This window comes from Streptomyces sp. NPDC054841 (assembly GCF_053611045.1).
Genome location: NZ_JBSGZO010000207.1, coordinates 1 through 14,487, shown reverse-complemented (window position 1 = coordinate 14,487; position 14,487 = coordinate 1). Strand labels below are relative to the sequence as shown.

The 14,487-nt window shown below is 70.5% G+C and carries 14 protein-coding genes; 7 read left to right on the top strand and 7 right to left on the bottom strand.

What is annotated here, in order from left to right; genetic code table 11:
• Positions 1–49 precede the first annotated feature (49 nt).
• The 5 genes from ACWGI8_RS25120 to ACWGI8_RS25100 form a co-directional block, all read right to left on the bottom strand.
• Complete coding sequence (locus ACWGI8_RS25120; RefSeq protein ID WP_453664148.1) at positions 50–1,750, bottom strand: acyl-CoA mutase large subunit family protein; 1,701 nt, start codon at positions 1,748–1,750, stop codon at positions 50–52.
• A gap of 73 nt (positions 1,751–1,823) precedes the next feature.
• Entirely contained in the window at positions 1,824–2,156 is a 333-nt protein-coding gene (locus tag ACWGI8_RS25115; RefSeq protein WP_453664147.1) for a DUF3817 domain-containing protein, read from the bottom strand.
• Between the two features lie 68 nt (positions 2,157–2,224).
• Positions 2,225–2,734, bottom strand: a complete 510-nt coding sequence (locus tag ACWGI8_RS25110; protein WP_453664145.1) for a MarR family winged helix-turn-helix transcriptional regulator — start codon at positions 2,732–2,734, stop codon at positions 2,225–2,227.
• 104 nt (positions 2,735–2,838) lie between these two features.
• Positions 2,839–3,132, bottom strand: a complete 294-nt coding sequence (locus tag ACWGI8_RS25105; RefSeq protein WP_453664144.1) for an MTH1187 family thiamine-binding protein — start codon at positions 3,130–3,132, stop codon at positions 2,839–2,841.
• Entirely contained in the window at positions 3,129–3,473 is a 345-nt protein-coding gene (locus ACWGI8_RS25100; protein ID WP_453664143.1) for a DUF3817 domain-containing protein, read from the bottom strand. The genes ACWGI8_RS25105 and ACWGI8_RS25100 overlap by 4 nt, the downstream gene beginning before the upstream one ends.
• A gap of 237 nt (positions 3,474–3,710) precedes the next feature.
• On the opposite strand from ACWGI8_RS25100, the gene ACWGI8_RS25095 reads away from it, so the two are divergent.
• From ACWGI8_RS25095 to ACWGI8_RS25080, 4 genes are all read left to right on the top strand, one after another.
• Positions 3,711–4,343 (top strand): AIM24 family protein, encoded by a 633-nt coding sequence (locus ACWGI8_RS25095; protein ID WP_453664150.1) that lies wholly within the window; start codon positions 3,711–3,713, stop codon positions 4,341–4,343.
• On the top strand, positions 4,343–4,993 hold the full coding sequence (locus tag ACWGI8_RS25090) for an AIM24 family protein (RefSeq protein WP_453664141.1): 651 nt from the start codon (positions 4,343–4,345) through the stop codon (positions 4,991–4,993). Before ACWGI8_RS25095 ends, ACWGI8_RS25090 begins: the two co-directional genes overlap by 1 nt.
• Positions 4,990–5,775 (top strand): AIM24 family protein, encoded by a 786-nt coding sequence (locus tag ACWGI8_RS25085; protein WP_453664140.1) that lies wholly within the window; start codon positions 4,990–4,992, stop codon positions 5,773–5,775. The genes ACWGI8_RS25090 and ACWGI8_RS25085 overlap by 4 nt, the downstream gene beginning before the upstream one ends.
• Positions 5,776–5,890: 115 nt before the next feature.
• On the top strand, positions 5,891–6,367 hold the full coding sequence (locus ACWGI8_RS25080; RefSeq protein ID WP_453664139.1) for a MarR family winged helix-turn-helix transcriptional regulator: 477 nt from the start codon (positions 5,891–5,893) through the stop codon (positions 6,365–6,367).
• A 93-nt stretch (positions 6,368–6,460) separates the two neighbouring features.
• Here the strand turns inward: ACWGI8_RS25080 and meaB are convergent, their stop codons facing one another.
• Together meaB and ACWGI8_RS25070 are read right to left on the bottom strand one after the other, a co-directional pair.
• A complete protein-coding gene (gene meaB / locus ACWGI8_RS25075) occupies positions 6,461–7,420 on the bottom strand; it encodes a methylmalonyl Co-A mutase-associated GTPase MeaB (protein ID WP_453664137.1) in 960 nt (319 codons plus the stop codon).
• Between the two features lie 37 nt (positions 7,421–7,457).
• Entirely contained in the window at positions 7,458–8,666 is a 1,209-nt protein-coding gene (locus tag ACWGI8_RS25070; protein ID WP_453664136.1) for an acetyl-CoA C-acetyltransferase, read from the bottom strand.
• 148 nt (positions 8,667–8,814) lie between these two features.
• Here ACWGI8_RS25070 and mce point away from each other — a divergent pair, with 148 nt between their 5' ends.
• The 3 genes from mce to ACWGI8_RS25055 all read left to right on the top strand — a co-directional run bounded on the left by mce (position 8,815) and on the right by ACWGI8_RS25055 (position 14,435).
• Positions 8,815–9,255 carry a methylmalonyl-CoA epimerase gene (gene mce, locus ACWGI8_RS25065; RefSeq protein WP_453664135.1) on the top strand — a complete coding sequence of 147 codons (441 nt, stop codon included), beginning with the start codon at positions 8,815–8,817 and terminating at the stop codon, positions 9,253–9,255.
• A 173-nt stretch (positions 9,256–9,428) separates the two neighbouring features.
• The gene (gene scy, locus ACWGI8_RS25060; RefSeq protein ID WP_453664133.1) at positions 9,429–13,382 is read left to right on the top strand and encodes a polarized growth protein Scy; all 3,954 of its coding nucleotides are present in this window, start codon (positions 9,429–9,431) and stop codon (positions 13,380–13,382) included.
• 114 nt (positions 13,383–13,496) lie between these two features.
• On the top strand, positions 13,497–14,435 hold the full coding sequence (locus tag ACWGI8_RS25055) for a cellulose-binding protein (RefSeq protein ID WP_453664132.1): 939 nt from the start codon (positions 13,497–13,499) through the stop codon (positions 14,433–14,435).
• Positions 14,436–14,487 lie beyond the last annotated feature (52 nt).

The following is a 14,487-nucleotide window of genomic DNA, read 5'->3' as shown; positions in this document are numbered from 1 at the left end:
CCACGTTACGGGGTCGTCGAAGGTGACTGCCCGCGCTGCGCGGGATCCGTCAGAAGCCGGGCGGCTCGGTGTACGTCCCCCACTCGTCCCGGAGCGCGTCGCAGATCTCACCGAGAGTCGCCTCGGCGCGGACCGCGTCGAGCATCGGCCCGATCATGTTGCTGCCGTCGCGGGCTGCGGTCAGCATGGCGTCCAGTGAGGCCCGTACGCGCGCGTCGTCGCGGCGCGACTTGCGCTCGCCGAGAATGCGGACCTGCTCCCACTCGACCTCGTGACTGACGCGGAGGATCTCCAGGTCGCCGGTGACCGAGCCGTGGTGGACGTTGACGCCGACGACGCGCTTGTCGCCCTTCTCCAGCGACTGCTGGTAGCGGAACGCGGACTCGGCGATCTCGCCGGTGAACCAGCCGTCCTCGATACCGCGCAGGATGCCGGAGGTGATGGGCCCGATGGGGTGCTGTCCGTCCGGATGGGCCCGCCGGCCGCGCTCCCTGATCTGCTCGAAGATCTTCTCGGCGTCGGCCTCGATGCGGTCGGTGAGCTGCTCGACGTACCAGGATCCGCCCAGCGGGTCGGCCACATTGCCGACGCCGGTCTCCTCCATCAGCACCTGCTGGGTGCGCAGGGCGATCTCGGCGGCCTGCTCGGACGGCAGGGCGAGCGTCTCGTCGAGCGCGTTGGTGTGCAGCGAGTTCGTGCCGCCGAGCACGGCCGCGAGTGCCTCGACGGCCGTCCGTACCACGTTGTTGTACGGCTGCTGGGCGGTCAGCGAGACGCCGGCGGTCTGGGTGTGGAAGCGCAGCCACTGCGCCTTGTCGGTCTTCGCGCCGTACACGTCCTTCATCCAGCGGGCCCAGATGCGCCGGGCCGCGCGGAACTTGGCGATCTCCTCGAAGAAGTCGACGTGCGCGTCGAAGAAGAAGGACAGGCCGGGGGCGAAGACGTCCACGTCCAGGCCACGGCTCAGGCCGAGCTCGACGTATCCGAATCCGTCCGCGAGCGTGTACGCCAGCTCCTGCGCGGCCGTCGCTCCCGCCTCGCGGATGTGGTAGCCGGAGACGGACAGCGGCTTGTACGCGGGGATGGAGCCGGCGCAGTGCTCCATCAGGTCGCCGATCAGGCGCAGATGGGGCTCGGGCTGGAAGAGCCACTCCTTCTGCGCGATGTACTCCTTGAAGATGTCGGTCTGCAGGGTGCCGTTGAGCACGGCCGGGTCGACGCCCTGCCGCTCGGCGGCGACGAGGTACATGCAGAAGACCGGGACGGCCGGCCCGCTGATCGTCATCGAGGTCGTGACGTCGCCCAGCGGGATGCCCTTGAACAGGACCTCCATGTCGGCGGCGGAGTCGATGGCGACGCCGCAGTGGCCGACCTCGCCGAGCGAGCGCGGGTCGTCGGAGTCGCGGCCCATCAGCGTCGGCATGTCGAAGGCGACACTGAGCCCGCCACCGCCGGCAGCCAGGATCATCTTGTACCGCTCGTTGGTCTGCTCGGCGTTGCCGAAGCCGGCGAACTGGCGGATGGTCCAGGTGCGGCCGCGGTAGCCCGTCGGATACAGACCGCGGGTGAACGGATACTCGCCCGGCCAGCCGATCCGCTCGAAGCCTTCGTAGGCGTCCCCGGGCCTGGGCCCGTAGACCGGCTCGACCGGATCACCGGAGAGCGTGGTGAAGTCGGCGTTCCGCTTCTTTGCGGAGTCGTAGCGGGCCTGCCAGCGGCGGCGGCCCTCGTCGATGGCGTCAGCGTCCATACCCTCGAATTTACTAGGACGTCCTAGTAAATGTCGATGGGAGACCGCCGTACGTACCCGTACGGCGGTGGGTCTACGCCTTGGCGACGGCCGGAACCTGCCCGCTGACCAGCGGCTCTACCGTGCGTGTGACCTTGCGCTCGACGAAGAAGGCGGCGAAGGGAATGGTCCCGGAGAGCAGCACCCACAGGAGCTTGCCGAACGACCACTTGGCCTTGGAGCCCAGGTCGAAGGCGAAGACCAGATAGATGATGTAGAGGACGCCGTGGGCCTGGGAGACCGCGAAGGTGATGTCCTCGCCCTGGTCGAAGCCGTACTTGAACACCATGCAGGTGCACAGCACGAGCAGCATCACGGCGGTGACGTAGGCCATCACCCGGTAGCGGGTCAGGACGCTCTTCTTCATGGCGACGAGGGTAACGGCCCGCTTTGGGCGATCTTGCAGCGGGTTAGGCCTGATCAGCCGGACGGGCCCTAGCTCTCGTCGAAGTCGTGCGCGGAGATGCGCAGCGGCCGCAGCAGAGCGAAGATCTCCCCGCACTCCTCCGCGTCGTACGCTCCGAGACCGAAGTCCATGGCCATCAGATCGCGGGTGGCGGCCTCCACGACCTCGCGGCCCTTCTCGGTGATGGAGGCGAGCGTGCCGCGGCCGTCGTTCGGGTTGGGGCGCTTGGCGACCAGGCCGGACTTCACCAGCCGGTCCACCGTGTTCGTCACCGACGTCGGATGCACCATCAGCCGCTCGCCGATCTTGGACATCGGCAGCTCGCCGGCCTTGGAGAAGGTGAGCAGCACCAGCGCCTCGTACCGCGCGAAGGTCAGTCCGTACGGCTTGACGACGGCGTCGACCTCGGCGAGGAGGATCTGGTGTGCGCGCATGATCGAGGTGATCGCGGCCATCGAGGGCACGGGGCCCCAGCGCTGCTGCCAGAGCTCGTCGGCTCGGGCGATGGGGTCGAAGGGAAGGCTGAGCGGCTTCGGCACGGCACCGACCTTACCCACTGGTCATATGCTGGTCAGCCCTGTCTCGAACTTCGGTACCGCGGGCTCCCCGCGGGCGGTGGCACCACGGGGAGCGCGGAAGGCGTTCACGCCGAGAGGTGGCGCTCCACCGTCTCGACCTTGCCGGTCAGCCCGTCGGTGACACCGGGCCTGATGTCCGCCTTGAGGACGAGGGAGACGCGCGGTGCGCGCGCCTCGACGGCGGCGACGGCACGCTTGACGACGTCCATGACCTCGTCCCATTCACCCTCGATCGAGGTGAACATGGCGTCCGTGCGGTTCGGCAGACCCGATTCCCGGACGACGCGCACGGCGTCGGCGACGTACTCGCCGACGTCCTCACCGACGCCCAGCGGGGTGACGGAGAAGGCGACGATCACGCGTCCACCTTGCCCTCGCGGCGGGCACGGGCGGCGATGACGGCGTCCTCGGCGGCGCGCTTGAGCTTGCGCTCGGCGAAGAAGCCGCCGAACGGCAGCACGGAGAGGACGAAGTAGACCGCGGCCGTCTTGACGTCCCACTTCGTACGGTTCCAGGCGTCCAGCCAGAAGATCACGTACAGGATGAACAGCACACCGTGGATCGCGCCCATGACCGGGACCGCGTTGAACTCCGTCGTGCGCTTGAGCACCGAGCAGACGAGCAGCAGAAGGAACGACACGGCCTCCGGCGCGGAGACGAGCCGGAGGCGGTGGAGGGAGGAGGCGGTCTTGATGTCCACGGAGGCACCTTCGGTGGAGGGGGGCGATTGTCTTGTGAACGCACGCACAAGCGCGTCCATTGTGGCACCGCGCTTTCCCTGGCCTTTACCCGGGTGGCCAGGCCCTGTCCGGCCGCCGGTCCGGCCGGGATCCGCCGGGACCGGCCGGGACGGGCTCTAAGGGTCCGGTCAGGGTCGACATCATTCCGGAGAGCCTGTCCCGGAACGTCCCCCGCCCTATAACGTCCTCCCGTGGCAATGTTCCGACTTCAAGGCAGCAAAGTGCTGGCCGTCGACATGACCGGGGACGCCGTCAGGGCGAAGAACGGGTCGATGGTCGCGTACGACGGCCAGATGGCCTTCAAGAAGATGTCCGGCGGGGGTGAGGGCATCCGCGGCATGGTGACCCGCCGCCTCACCGGCGAGCAGATGACCATGATGGAGGTGAAGGGCCAGGGCACCTGCTACTTCGCCGACCGCGCGTCCGAGATCAATCTCGTCTCGCTGCACGGCGACAAGCTGTACGTCGAGTCCAGCAATCTGCTCTGCACGGACGGCGGGCTGCGCACCGGCACCAGCTTCACCGGTCTGCGCGGCGGCGCGACCGGCAACGGTCTGTTCACCACAACCGTCGAGGGCACGGGCCAGGCGGCGATCATGTCCGACGGCCCGGCCGTGGTACTGCGGGTGACGCCCCAGTACCCGCTCTCCGTCGACCCCGGCGCGTACATCGCGCACCAGGGCAATCTCCAGCAGAACTTCCAGACCGGGGTCACCTTCCGCACGCTCATGGGCGAGGGCGGCGGCGAGGCCTTCCAGATCAGGTTCGAGGGCGACGGGCTCGTGTACGTGCAGCCGAGTGAGCGGAACACGATCGGGGGGGACGTCTGATGCCGTTCCGCGAGATCAACTCGAAGATGGTCGAGGCGACGGTGATCCCCGGCCAGAAGATGTTCAGCCAGCGCGGCGCGATGCTCGCGTACAAGGGCGAGGTGTCCTTCACCCCGAACACGGCGGGCGGCCAGGGCGGCCTGATGTCGATGATCGGGCGGCGGGTGGCCGACGAGGCGACCCCGCTGATGACGGTCGAGGGCTCCGGGACCGTGATGTTCGGCCACGGCGGCCACCACATCCAGGTGATCAACATGACCGGCGACACCCTCTACGTCGAGGCGGACCGGCTGCTCGCGTTCGACGGGACGCTGCAGCAGGGCACGATGTTCATGGGCTCGCAGGGCGGGGTCATGGGCATGGTGCGCGGCCAGGTCACCGGCCAGGGGCTCTTCACCACGACCCTGAAGGGGCACGGCGCGGTCGCGGTCATGGCGCACGGCGGAGTGATCGAGCTTCCCATCACGCCCGGCCGGCCGGTCCATGTCGACCCGCAGGCGTACGTCGCGCACCACGGCGACGTACGGAACAAACTCTCCACCGCGCTGGGCTGGCGCGACATGGTGGGGCGCGGCTCGGGCGAGGCGTTCCAGCTGGAGCTGAGCGGCAGTGGTGCGGTGTACGTCCAGGCGTCGGAGGAGAAGCTGTGAGCACGCCGGTGATTTTCGACCCGATGACGCTGCCGAGCGACGACAACGTCAACGCCTACACCTTCTGCGTGGAGCTCAAGGGCTCCCAGTGGTTTCTGCAGAAGGGCAAGATGATCGCCTACTACGGGCGCATCGACTTCAACGGGATCGGCCACGGCAGGCTGGACCGGCTGATGCGTACGAGCTTCCACTCGCCGCTGCACGCGAGCGACTGGGTGGTGGCCGAGGGCAGCGGGAAGATGCTGCTCGCGGACCGGGCCTTCGACGTCAACTCGTTCGATCTCGACGAGGGCAACCTGACGATCCGGGCCGGGAATCTGCTCGCGTACCAGCCGTCGCTGGCGCTGAAGCAGTCGATCGTGCCGGGCTTTCTGACACTGATCGGTACGGGGAAGTTCGTGGCGGCGTCCAACGGCCCCGTGGTCTTCATGGAGCCGCCGATCCGGGTCGACCCGCAGGCGCTGGTCGGATGGGCGGACTGCCCGTCGCCGTGCCACCACTACGATCATGGCTATATGAGCGGGGTGATGGGCGGGCTGCGCTCGCTCACCGGGGTCGGCGGGGCGTCGGGCGAGGAGCACCAGTTCGAGTTCGTGGGGGCCGGCACCGTCCTGCTCCAGTCCACTGAGACACTCATGGCCGACCAGGCGACCGGTACCGTGCCGCACGAGCCTGGAGTGCCCGGCGGGGGCGCCGGGGGCCATGGGGCACCTGGTCAGCACGGGTCCACACCCCGCCTCCCGGGTCAGCTGGGGGACCTCCAGCGTCGCTTCGGCTTGTGAGCGGTAGGCTGCGGAGTGTGACGTCGAACGTCTGCACCCTTGATGGGGGATCGGGGTGGGGCGTCACCGTCCCCTACTTCGTCCGTCTTTCAACTTCTTAGGGTAGTATCCATACATGGAGACCGAGACGGCCACGCGCTGGCTGAGCGATACGGAGCAGTGCGCCTGGCGCACCTATCTGGATGTCAACAGGCTGTTGACATACCAGATGGAGAAGGATCTGCAACCGTTCGGCCTGACCAACAACGATTACGAGATTCTCGTCAATCTCTCGGAGTCCGCGGAACAACGCATGCGGATGAGCGATCTGGCGGCAGCCACGCTCCAGTCCAAGAGCCGGCTCTCCCACCAGATCACCCGCATGGAGAACGCGGGTCTGGTCCGCCGGGAGAACTGCGAGTCCGACCGCCGCGGACTGTATGCCGTCCTCACCGACCAGGGGATGGAGACCATGCGGAAGGTCGCGCCGCACCACGTCGAGTCGGTGCGCCAGCACTTCATCGACCTGCTGTCGCCCGAGGCACTCGCCGACCTCCACGAGTCGCTCAAACCGGTGGCCGAGCATCTGCGCGGCCGCCGCGGCAAGGTCTGACGAGGGGCCTTCGACGCCCCAGGCCCGGTGGGCGCACACCACCCACCGGGCCGCAGCGGGACGCGCCCACCGGGGGGCCGGGGCCGGGGACCCTCAGGAAGACGTCGTCAGCCCCGCCACCAGTTCGTCCGCCGCCGCGTAAGGGTCGAGCTCGCCCGCCACGATGCGGGACGCGAGGGAGTCGAGACGGCGGTCGCCGTGGAGGTCGCCGATGCGCTCGCGCAGGCGCGTGACCGCGATGGTCTCGACCTCGTGGGCCGCGCGGCGGGTGCGGCGCTCGGTGAGAACGCCGTGCTCCTCCATCCAGGCGCGGTGCTTCTCCAGGGCCTCCACGACCTCGTCGATGCCCTCGGAGCGCGCGGCGACCGTCTTCACGATCGGGGGCCGCCAGTCCCCGGGCGCCCGGGACTCGCCCAGACCGAGCATGTGGTTGAGCTCGCGCGCGGTGGCGTCGGCTCCGTCGCGGTCCGCCTTGTTGACCACGTACACATCGCCGATCTCCAGGATGCCCGCCTTGGCGGCCTGGATCCCGTCGCCCATGCCGGGTGCGAGCAGCACCACCGACGTGTCCGCCTGCGACGCGATCTCGACCTCCGACTGGCCGACGCCGACCGTCTCCACGAGCACCACGTCGCAGCCGGCCGCGTCCAGGACGCGGATCGCCTGGGGCGCGGCCCAGGCGAGGCCGCCCAGATGGCCGCGAGTGGCCATCGAGCGGATGTACACGCCCGGGTCGGACGCGTGATCGGACATCCGCACCCGGTCGCCCAGCAGCGCTCCACCGCTGAACGGGGAGGACGGGTCGACGGCCAGGACGCCGACCCGCTTCCCGGCCCGCCGGTACGCCGTGACCAGCGCGGAGGTGGACGTGGACTTGCCGACCCCCGGCGAACCGGTCAGGCCCACCACGTACGCGCCGCCGGTCAGTGGCGCCAGCTCCGCCATGACCTCACGCAGCTGCGGGGACGCCCCCTCGACGAGCGAGATCAGCCGGGCCACGGCCCGCGGCCTGCCCTCCCTCGCCTGGGCGACCAGCTGGGGGACGTCCACCATCACGCTGCTCCGTTCGTCGAGGCCCGATACTCAGGATCTACGCAGACTTGGCCGGTACGCGGACGATCAGCGCATCGCCCTGACCGCCGCCGCCGCACAGCGCGGCCGCGCCGACCCCGCCCCCGCGCCGCTTCAGCTCCAGCGCGAGGTGCAGCACGATCCGCGCACCCGACATTCCGATCGGGTGGCCAAGGGCGATCGCGCCACCGTTGACGTTCACCTTTTCCGGGGATACCCCGAGGTCCTTCATCGACTGCACGGAGACCGCGGCGAACGCCTCGTTGATCTCGATGAGGTCGAGGTCGGCCACCTCCAGGCCCTCCTTCTTGAGGGCGTGCTGGATCGCGTTGGACGGCTGGGACTGGAGCGAGTTGTCCGGGCCCGCCACATTGCCGTGCGCGCCGATCTCGGCGATCCACTCCAGGCCGAGCTCCTGGGCCTTGGCCTTGCTCATCACGACGACCGCGACCGCACCGTCGGAGATCTGCGAGGACGTACCGGCGGTGATCGTGCCGTCCTTCGCGAACGCCGGGCGCAGCTTGCCGAGCGACTCGACGGTGGTCTCCGCGCGGATGCCCTCGTCCTTGCTGAAGACGACCGGCTCGCCCTTGCGCTGCGGGATCTCGACGGGCGTGATCTCGGCCTCGAAGATGCCGTTCTTCTGCGCAGCGGCGGCACGCTGGTGCGACAGCGCGGCGATCTCGTCCTGCTCGGGCCGGGCGATGCCGAGGCGGGTGTTGTGCTTCTCCGTCGACTCGCCCATGGCGATGCCCTCGAAGGCGTCGGTGAGGCCGTCGTACGCCATCGCGTCGAGCATCTCGATCGCGCCGTACTTGAAGCCCTCGCGGGACTTCGGCAGCAGGTGCGGCGCGTTGGTCATGGACTCCTGACCGCCGGCGACGATCACGTCGAACTCACCCGCACGGATCAGCTGGTCGGCGAGGGCGATCGCGTCGAGTCCGGAGAGACACACCTTGTTGATGGTCAGTGCGGGCACGTTCATGGGGATGCCGGCCTTGACGGCGGCCTGCCGGGCGGGAATCTGGCCCGCCCCGGCCTGCAGCACCTGGCCCATGATCACGTACTGCACCTGGTCGCCGCCGATGCCGGCCCGGTCCAGCGCGGCCTTGATCGCGAAACCGCCCAGTTCGGCGCCGGAGAAGGACTTCAGAGAGCCGAGCAGCCGCCCCATGGGGGTTCGGGCGCCGGCGACGATCACGGAGGTGCTGCTGTTCGTACCAGACATGAGAGGGGTTCCCCTTCCAGCACGGCGGCTGAGGAGTGAACGAGGGTTTACTCGAACTGTACTGAGCGGTATGCGTTCGGGTCACCGGGCAGCCGGTGTGATCGCGCGCACGTTGCGTAACCACCTCGGAGAGCGCTGCACTGGAGCCATGCTGACGCGAATCGACCACATTGGAATCGCCTGTTTCGACCTCGACAGGACAGTCGAGTTCTATCGCGCGACCTACGGTTTCGAGGTGTTCCACACCGAGGTCAACGAGGAGCAGGGCGTGCGTGAGGCCATGCTCAAGATCAATGAGACCTCGGACGGCGGCGCCTCCTATCTCCAGCTCCTGGAGCCCACCCGCGAGGACTCCGCGGTCGGGAAGTGGCTGGCCAAGAACGGTGAGGGGGTCCACCACATCGCCTTCGGCACCGCAGACGTCGACGGTGACGCCGAGGACATCCGCGGCAAGGGCGTACGGGTGCTGTACGACGAGCCGCGCATCGGCTCGATGGGGTCCCGGATCACGTTCCTGCACCCCAAGGACTGCCATGGAGTCCTCACCGAACTCGTCACGTCCGCCGACCCGTCCTCCGCGGAGCACTGACCTCCGGATTCCTGGCCCGGTAGAGTGGGCCGCTCCGGGCCGGGGCCGGGCCGGAGCCGTTCCGCGGCTTCGTGGTTGAGTGTCTGATCTGCCACCATTCCCCGGGGGGCCGTTCACCGCGAACGGTTCTCGTCTGTACAGAGTCGCGACCAGGGGACGGATGGGACCGCGTAGTGCGGGGCTACGAACGCCAGGAGAGCCACCGAGCTGACGACGACCACCTCTCGCGGTTCGAAGCCGAGATGGACCGGCTGAAGACCGCGCGGGAGAAGGCCGTCCAGCACGCCGAGGACCTCGGATACCAGGTCGAGGTGTTGCGCGCCAAGCTCCACGAGGCACGCCGCGCTCTGGCGTCCCGTCCTGCCTACGACAACGCCGACATCGGCTACCAGGCCGAGCAGCTGCTCCGTAATGCCCAGATCCAGGCCGACCAGCTGCGCTCCGACGCCGAGCGCGAGCTGCGCGAGGCCCGGGCGCAGACCCAGCGCATCCTCCAGGAGCACGCGGAGCACCAGGCCAGACTCCAGGCCGAGTTGCATGCGGAGGCCAACCAGCGCCGCCAGCGCCTCGACCAGGAGCTGGCGGAGCGCCGCCAGACCGTCGAGGCGCACGTCAACGAGAACGTGGCGTGGGCCGAGCAGCTGCGTGCCCGTACCGAGTCCCAGGCCCGCCGGCTCCTCGACGAGTCCCGCGCCGAGGCCGACCAGGGCCTGGCCGCCGCCCGCGCCGAGGCCGCCCGGGTCGCCGAGGAGACCCGCCACCGGCTCGGCTCCGAGGCGGAGACGGCTCGTGCCGAGGCCGAAGCCATCCTGCTGCGCGCCCGCAAGGACGCCGAGCGGCTCCTCAACGCCGCCTCCAGCCAGGCGCAGGAGGCCACCAGCCACGCCGAGCAGCTGCGTTCCAGCACCACTGCCGAGTCCGACCAGGCCCGCCAGCAGGCCGCGGAGCTCAGCAGGGCCGCCGAGCAGCGGCTGCAGGAGGCGGACGAGAAGCTGCGCGAGGCCCGCGCGGAGGCCGAGAAGCTCGTCACCGAGGCGAAGGACGCCGCGGGCAAAGCGCTCACGAGCGCCGAGTCGGCGAACGAGCAGCGCACCCGCACCGCCAAGTCGGAGATCGCCCGGCTGGTCGCGGAAGCCACCAAGGAGTCCGAGGCCCTCAAGACGGAGGCCGAGCAGGCGCTCGCGGACGCCCGTGCCGAGGCGGAGAAGCTGGTCTCGGAGGCCGCGGACAAGGCCCGTACGGTCGCCGCCGAGGACTCCGCCGCACAGCTCGCGAAGGCCGCCCGTACCGCCGAGGAGGTCCTGAACAAGGCCTCCGAGGATGCCAAGAACACCACTCGCAAGGCCTCCGAGGAGGCCGAGCGGATCCGCCGCGAGGCCGAGGCCGAGGCGGACCGGCTGCGCGGCGAGGCCCATGACACGGCCGAGGAGCTCAAGGGCGCTGCCAAGGACGACACCAAGGAGTACCGGGCCAAGACGGTCGAGCTGCAGGAGGAGGCGCGCCGGCTGCGCGGCGAGGCCGAGCAGCTGCGCGCGGAGGCGGTCGCCGAGGGCGAGCGGATCCGCAGCGAGGCGCGCCGCGAGGCCGTCCAGCAGATCGAGGAGGCGGCCAGGTCCGCCGAGGAGCTGCTGACCAAGGCGAAGGCCGACGCGGACGAGGTCCGTTCCGGGGCGACCGCGGACAGCGAGCGGGTCCGTACGGAAGCGATCGAGCGGGCGACGACGCTGCGCCGGCAGGCCGAGGAGACGCTGGAGCGCACGCGCGCCGAGGCGGACCGGCTGCGCGCCGAGGCCGAGGAGCAGGCCGATCACACCCGCGCCGAGGCGGAGTCCGCCGCCCGTGAGACGCGTGAGGAAGCGGCGCGCGCCGCCGTCGCGCGGCGCCGGGAGGCCGACGAGGAGCTGACCCGGCTGCACACGGAGGCGGAGTCCCGTCTCGTCTCGGCCGAGCAGGCGCTCTCCGAGGCTCGCGGTGAGAGCGAGCGGATCCGTCGCGAGGCCGCTGAGGAGACCGACCGGCTGCGCACCGAGGCCGCCGAGCGGATCCGTACGCTCCAGGCGCAGGCCGAGCAGGAGGCCGAGCGGCTGCGCGACGAAGCGGCTGCGGACGCCTCGGCCTCGCGCGCCGAGGGCGAGGCCGTGGCGGTTCGGCTGCAGACCGAGGCCGCCACCGAGGCCGAGCGGCTCAGGACGGAGGCGCAGGAGAGCGCGGACCGGATCCGCGGCGAGGCGGCGGCCGCCGCCGAGCGGGTCGGTCAGGAAGCCACCGAGGCGCTGGCCGCCGCGCAGGAGGAGGCGAACCGGCGTCGGCGGGAGGCCGAGGAGATCCTCACCGCGGCCCGTACGGAGGCGGACCAGGAGCGTGAGCGGGCCCGCGAGCAGAGCGAGGAGCTGCTGGCCTCCGCCCGCAAGCGGGTCGAGGAGGCACAGACCGAGGCTCAGCGCCTGGTCGAGGAGGCGGACCGGCGGGCCACCGAGATGGTGTCCACCGCCGAGCAGACCGCCCAGCAGGTGCGGGACTCCGTGTCCGGTCTCCAGGAGCAGGCCGAGCAGGAGATCTCCGGGCTGCGCAGCGCGGCCGAGCACGCGGCGGACCGTACGAGGACCGAGGCGCAGGAGGAGGCGGACCGGGTCCGCGCCGACGCGTACGCGGAGCGGGAGCGGGCCACCGAGGACGCCAACCGGATCAAGGCGCGCGCCGACGAGGAGTCCGAGGCCGCGAGGGTGCTCGCCGAGCGGACCATGGCCGAGGCGATCGCCGAGTCGGAGCGGCTGCGCTCGGACGCCGCGGAGTACGCGCAGCGGATGCGTACGGAGGCGTCGGACGCGGTCGCCTCCGCCGAGCAGGACGCCGCACGATCCCGCGCCGAGGCTCGCGAGGACGCCAACCGCATCCGTTCCGAAGCTGCCGCGCAGGCCGACCGGCTGGTGGGCGAGGCGACGGGCGAGAGCGAGCGGATCACCACCGAGGCGTCGGAGCTGCTGTCGCTCGCCGAGCAGGACGCGGCCCGGCTGCGTACCGAGGCGGAGCAGGTCAAGGCCGATGGCGAGGCACAGGCCGAGCAGCTGCGGGCCGCCGCCCGCGCGGACGGCGAGCAGGTGCTGGACGAGGCCCGCAAGGCCGCCGACAAGCGCCGTGCGGACGCGGCGGAGCAGGCCGACCAGCTCATCGCCGAGGCGTCCGGGGAGGCCGAGCGGCTGCGTGCCGAGGCGGCCGAGACCGTGGGCTCCGCCCAGCAGGCCGCCGAGCGCATCAGGGCCGAGGCGGAGCGGCTGCGTGCGGACGCCGAGAGCGCGGCGGAGCAGACGCACTCCGAGGCCCGTGGGGAGGCCGACCGTACGCTCGACGCGGCCCGTCTGGCCGCGGCGAAGCGCCGCGCCGACGCGGCGGAGCAGGCCGACCAGCTCATCGCGAAGGCCCAGGAGGAGGCGCTGCGCGCCACGACCGAGGCCGAGTCGCAGGCCGACACGATGGTCGGCGCGGCCCGCAAGGAGGCCGAGCGGCTGGTCGCGGAGGCGACCGTCGAGGGCAACTCACTGGTGGAGAAGTCCCGTACGGACGCCGACGAGCTGCTGGTGGGGGCGCGCAGCGACTCGACCGCCATCAGGGAGCGCGCGGAGGAGCTGCGGACGCGCATCGAGGCCGAGATCGAGGAGCTGCACGACCGGGCCCGCCGGGAGTCCGCCGAGCAGATGAAGGCGGCCGGCGAGCGCTGCGACCAGCTGGTGAAGGCCGCGACCGAGCAGCAGGCCGAGGCCGAGGCGAAGGCCAAGGAACTGGTCTCGGACGCCAGTTCGGAGGCCGGCAAGGTCCGGATCGCCGCGGTGAAGAAGGCCGAGGCGCTCCTCAAGGAGGCCGAGCAGAAGAAGGCCGAGTTGGTCCGCGAGGCCGAGAAGGTGAAGGCGGAAGCGGAGCGCGAGGCCGAGCGCATGATCACGGAGGGCCGGCGGGAGCTGGACGTGCTGGTGCGCAGGCGCGAGGACATCCAGGCGGAGATCTCCCGGGTCCAGGACGTGCTGGAGGCACTGGAGTCCTTCGAGGCGCCGTCCGGCGGCAAGGACGGCGGGGTCAAGGCAGGTGCGGCAGCGGGGGTTACACGTTCGAGTGGCAAGTCGTCCGACGGCTAGCCACTCAAAAGGCTGGACATTCTCCATATCAAACGGGCATACGCTCGATGACACGCCGCTTCGGCCCCTAGGATTCCCTCTAACACCTCACCGGTCTCATTCGACAGGAACCCCATGAGCGACACTTCCTCCCCCTTCGGCTTCGAGCTCGTGCGGCGTGGGTACGACCGCGGTCAGGTGGATGACCGCATTACCAAACTCGTCGCCGATCGTGACAGTGCTCTCGCACGGATCACCTCTCTGGAAAAGCGCATCGAGGAGCTCCACCTCGAGACGCAGAATGCCCAGGCCCAGGTCAACGACGCGGAACCGTCGTACGCGGGACTCGGTGCGCGTGTCGAGAAGATCCTCCGTCTCGCCGAGGAGGAGGCGAAGGACCTGCGCGAGGAGGCCCGTCGCGCGGCCGAGCAGCACCGTGAGCTCGCCGAGTCGGCGGCCCAGCAGGTGCGCAACGACGCGGAGTCGTTCGCGTCCGAGCGCAAGGCGAAGGCCGAGGACGAGGGCGTCCGGATCGTCGAGAAGGCCCAGGGCGAGGCGAACTCGCTGCGCGCCGAGGCGCAGAAGGACGCGCAGTCGAAGCGCGAGGAGGCGGACGCCCTCTTCGAGGAAACCCGCGCCAAGGCCGCCCAGGCCGCCGCGGACTTCGAGACGAACCTGGCGAAGCGCCGCGAGCAGTCCGAGCGCGACCTGGCGTCGCGCCAGGCGAAGGCGGAGAAGCGCCTGGCGGAGATCGAGCACCGCGCGGAGCAGCTGCGCCTGGAGGCCGAGAAGCTGCGTACGGACGCGGAGCGCCGCGCCCGTCAGACGGTCGAGACCGCGCAGCGCCAGGCCGAGGACATCGTGGCCGACGCGAACGCGAAGGCGGACCGGATCCGCAGCGAATCGGAGCGCGAGCTGGCGGCGCTGACGAACCGTCGCGACTCCATCAACGCCCAGCTGACCAACGTCCGCGAGATGCTGGCCACGCTGACCGGTGCGGCGGTCGCCGCGGCGGGCACGCCGGCCGACGACGAGCCGATCTCCCGCGGCGTCCCGGCCCAGCAGAGCCGCTGACGCGTCTGCGACACGCCTACGAGGCCACGCCCGTGCCCGGCGCCTGCAAAGG

Bases quoted from the DNA above. Each gene is read 5' to 3' on its own strand.
- ACWGI8_RS25120 (WP_453664148.1), bottom strand. From the start codon at position 1,750: ATGGACGCTGACGCCATCGACGAGGGCCGCCGCCGCTGGCAGGCCCGC.
- ACWGI8_RS25115 (WP_453664147.1), bottom strand. From the start codon at position 2,156: ATGAAGAAGAGCGTCCTGACCCGCTACCGGGTGATGGCCTACGTCACC.
- ACWGI8_RS25095 (WP_453664150.1), top strand. From the start codon at position 3,711: ATGTTCCGACTTCAAGGCAGCAAAGTGCTGGCCGTCGACATGACCGGG.
- ACWGI8_RS25090 (WP_453664141.1), top strand. From the start codon at position 4,343: ATGCCGTTCCGCGAGATCAACTCGAAGATGGTCGAGGCGACGGTGATC.
- ACWGI8_RS25080 (WP_453664139.1), top strand. From the start codon at position 5,891: ATGGAGACCGAGACGGCCACGCGCTGGCTGAGCGATACGGAGCAGTGC.
- meaB (WP_453664137.1), bottom strand. From the start codon at position 7,420: ATGGTGGACGTCCCCCAGCTGGTCGCCCAGGCGAGGGAGGGCAGGCCG.
- ACWGI8_RS25070 (WP_453664136.1), bottom strand. From the start codon at position 8,666: ATGTCTGGTACGAACAGCAGCACCTCCGTGATCGTCGCCGGCGCCCGA.
- mce (WP_453664135.1), top strand. From the start codon at position 8,815: ATGCTGACGCGAATCGACCACATTGGAATCGCCTGTTTCGACCTCGAC.
- ACWGI8_RS25055 (WP_453664132.1), top strand. From the start codon at position 13,497: ATGAGCGACACTTCCTCCCCCTTCGGCTTCGAGCTCGTGCGGCGTGGG.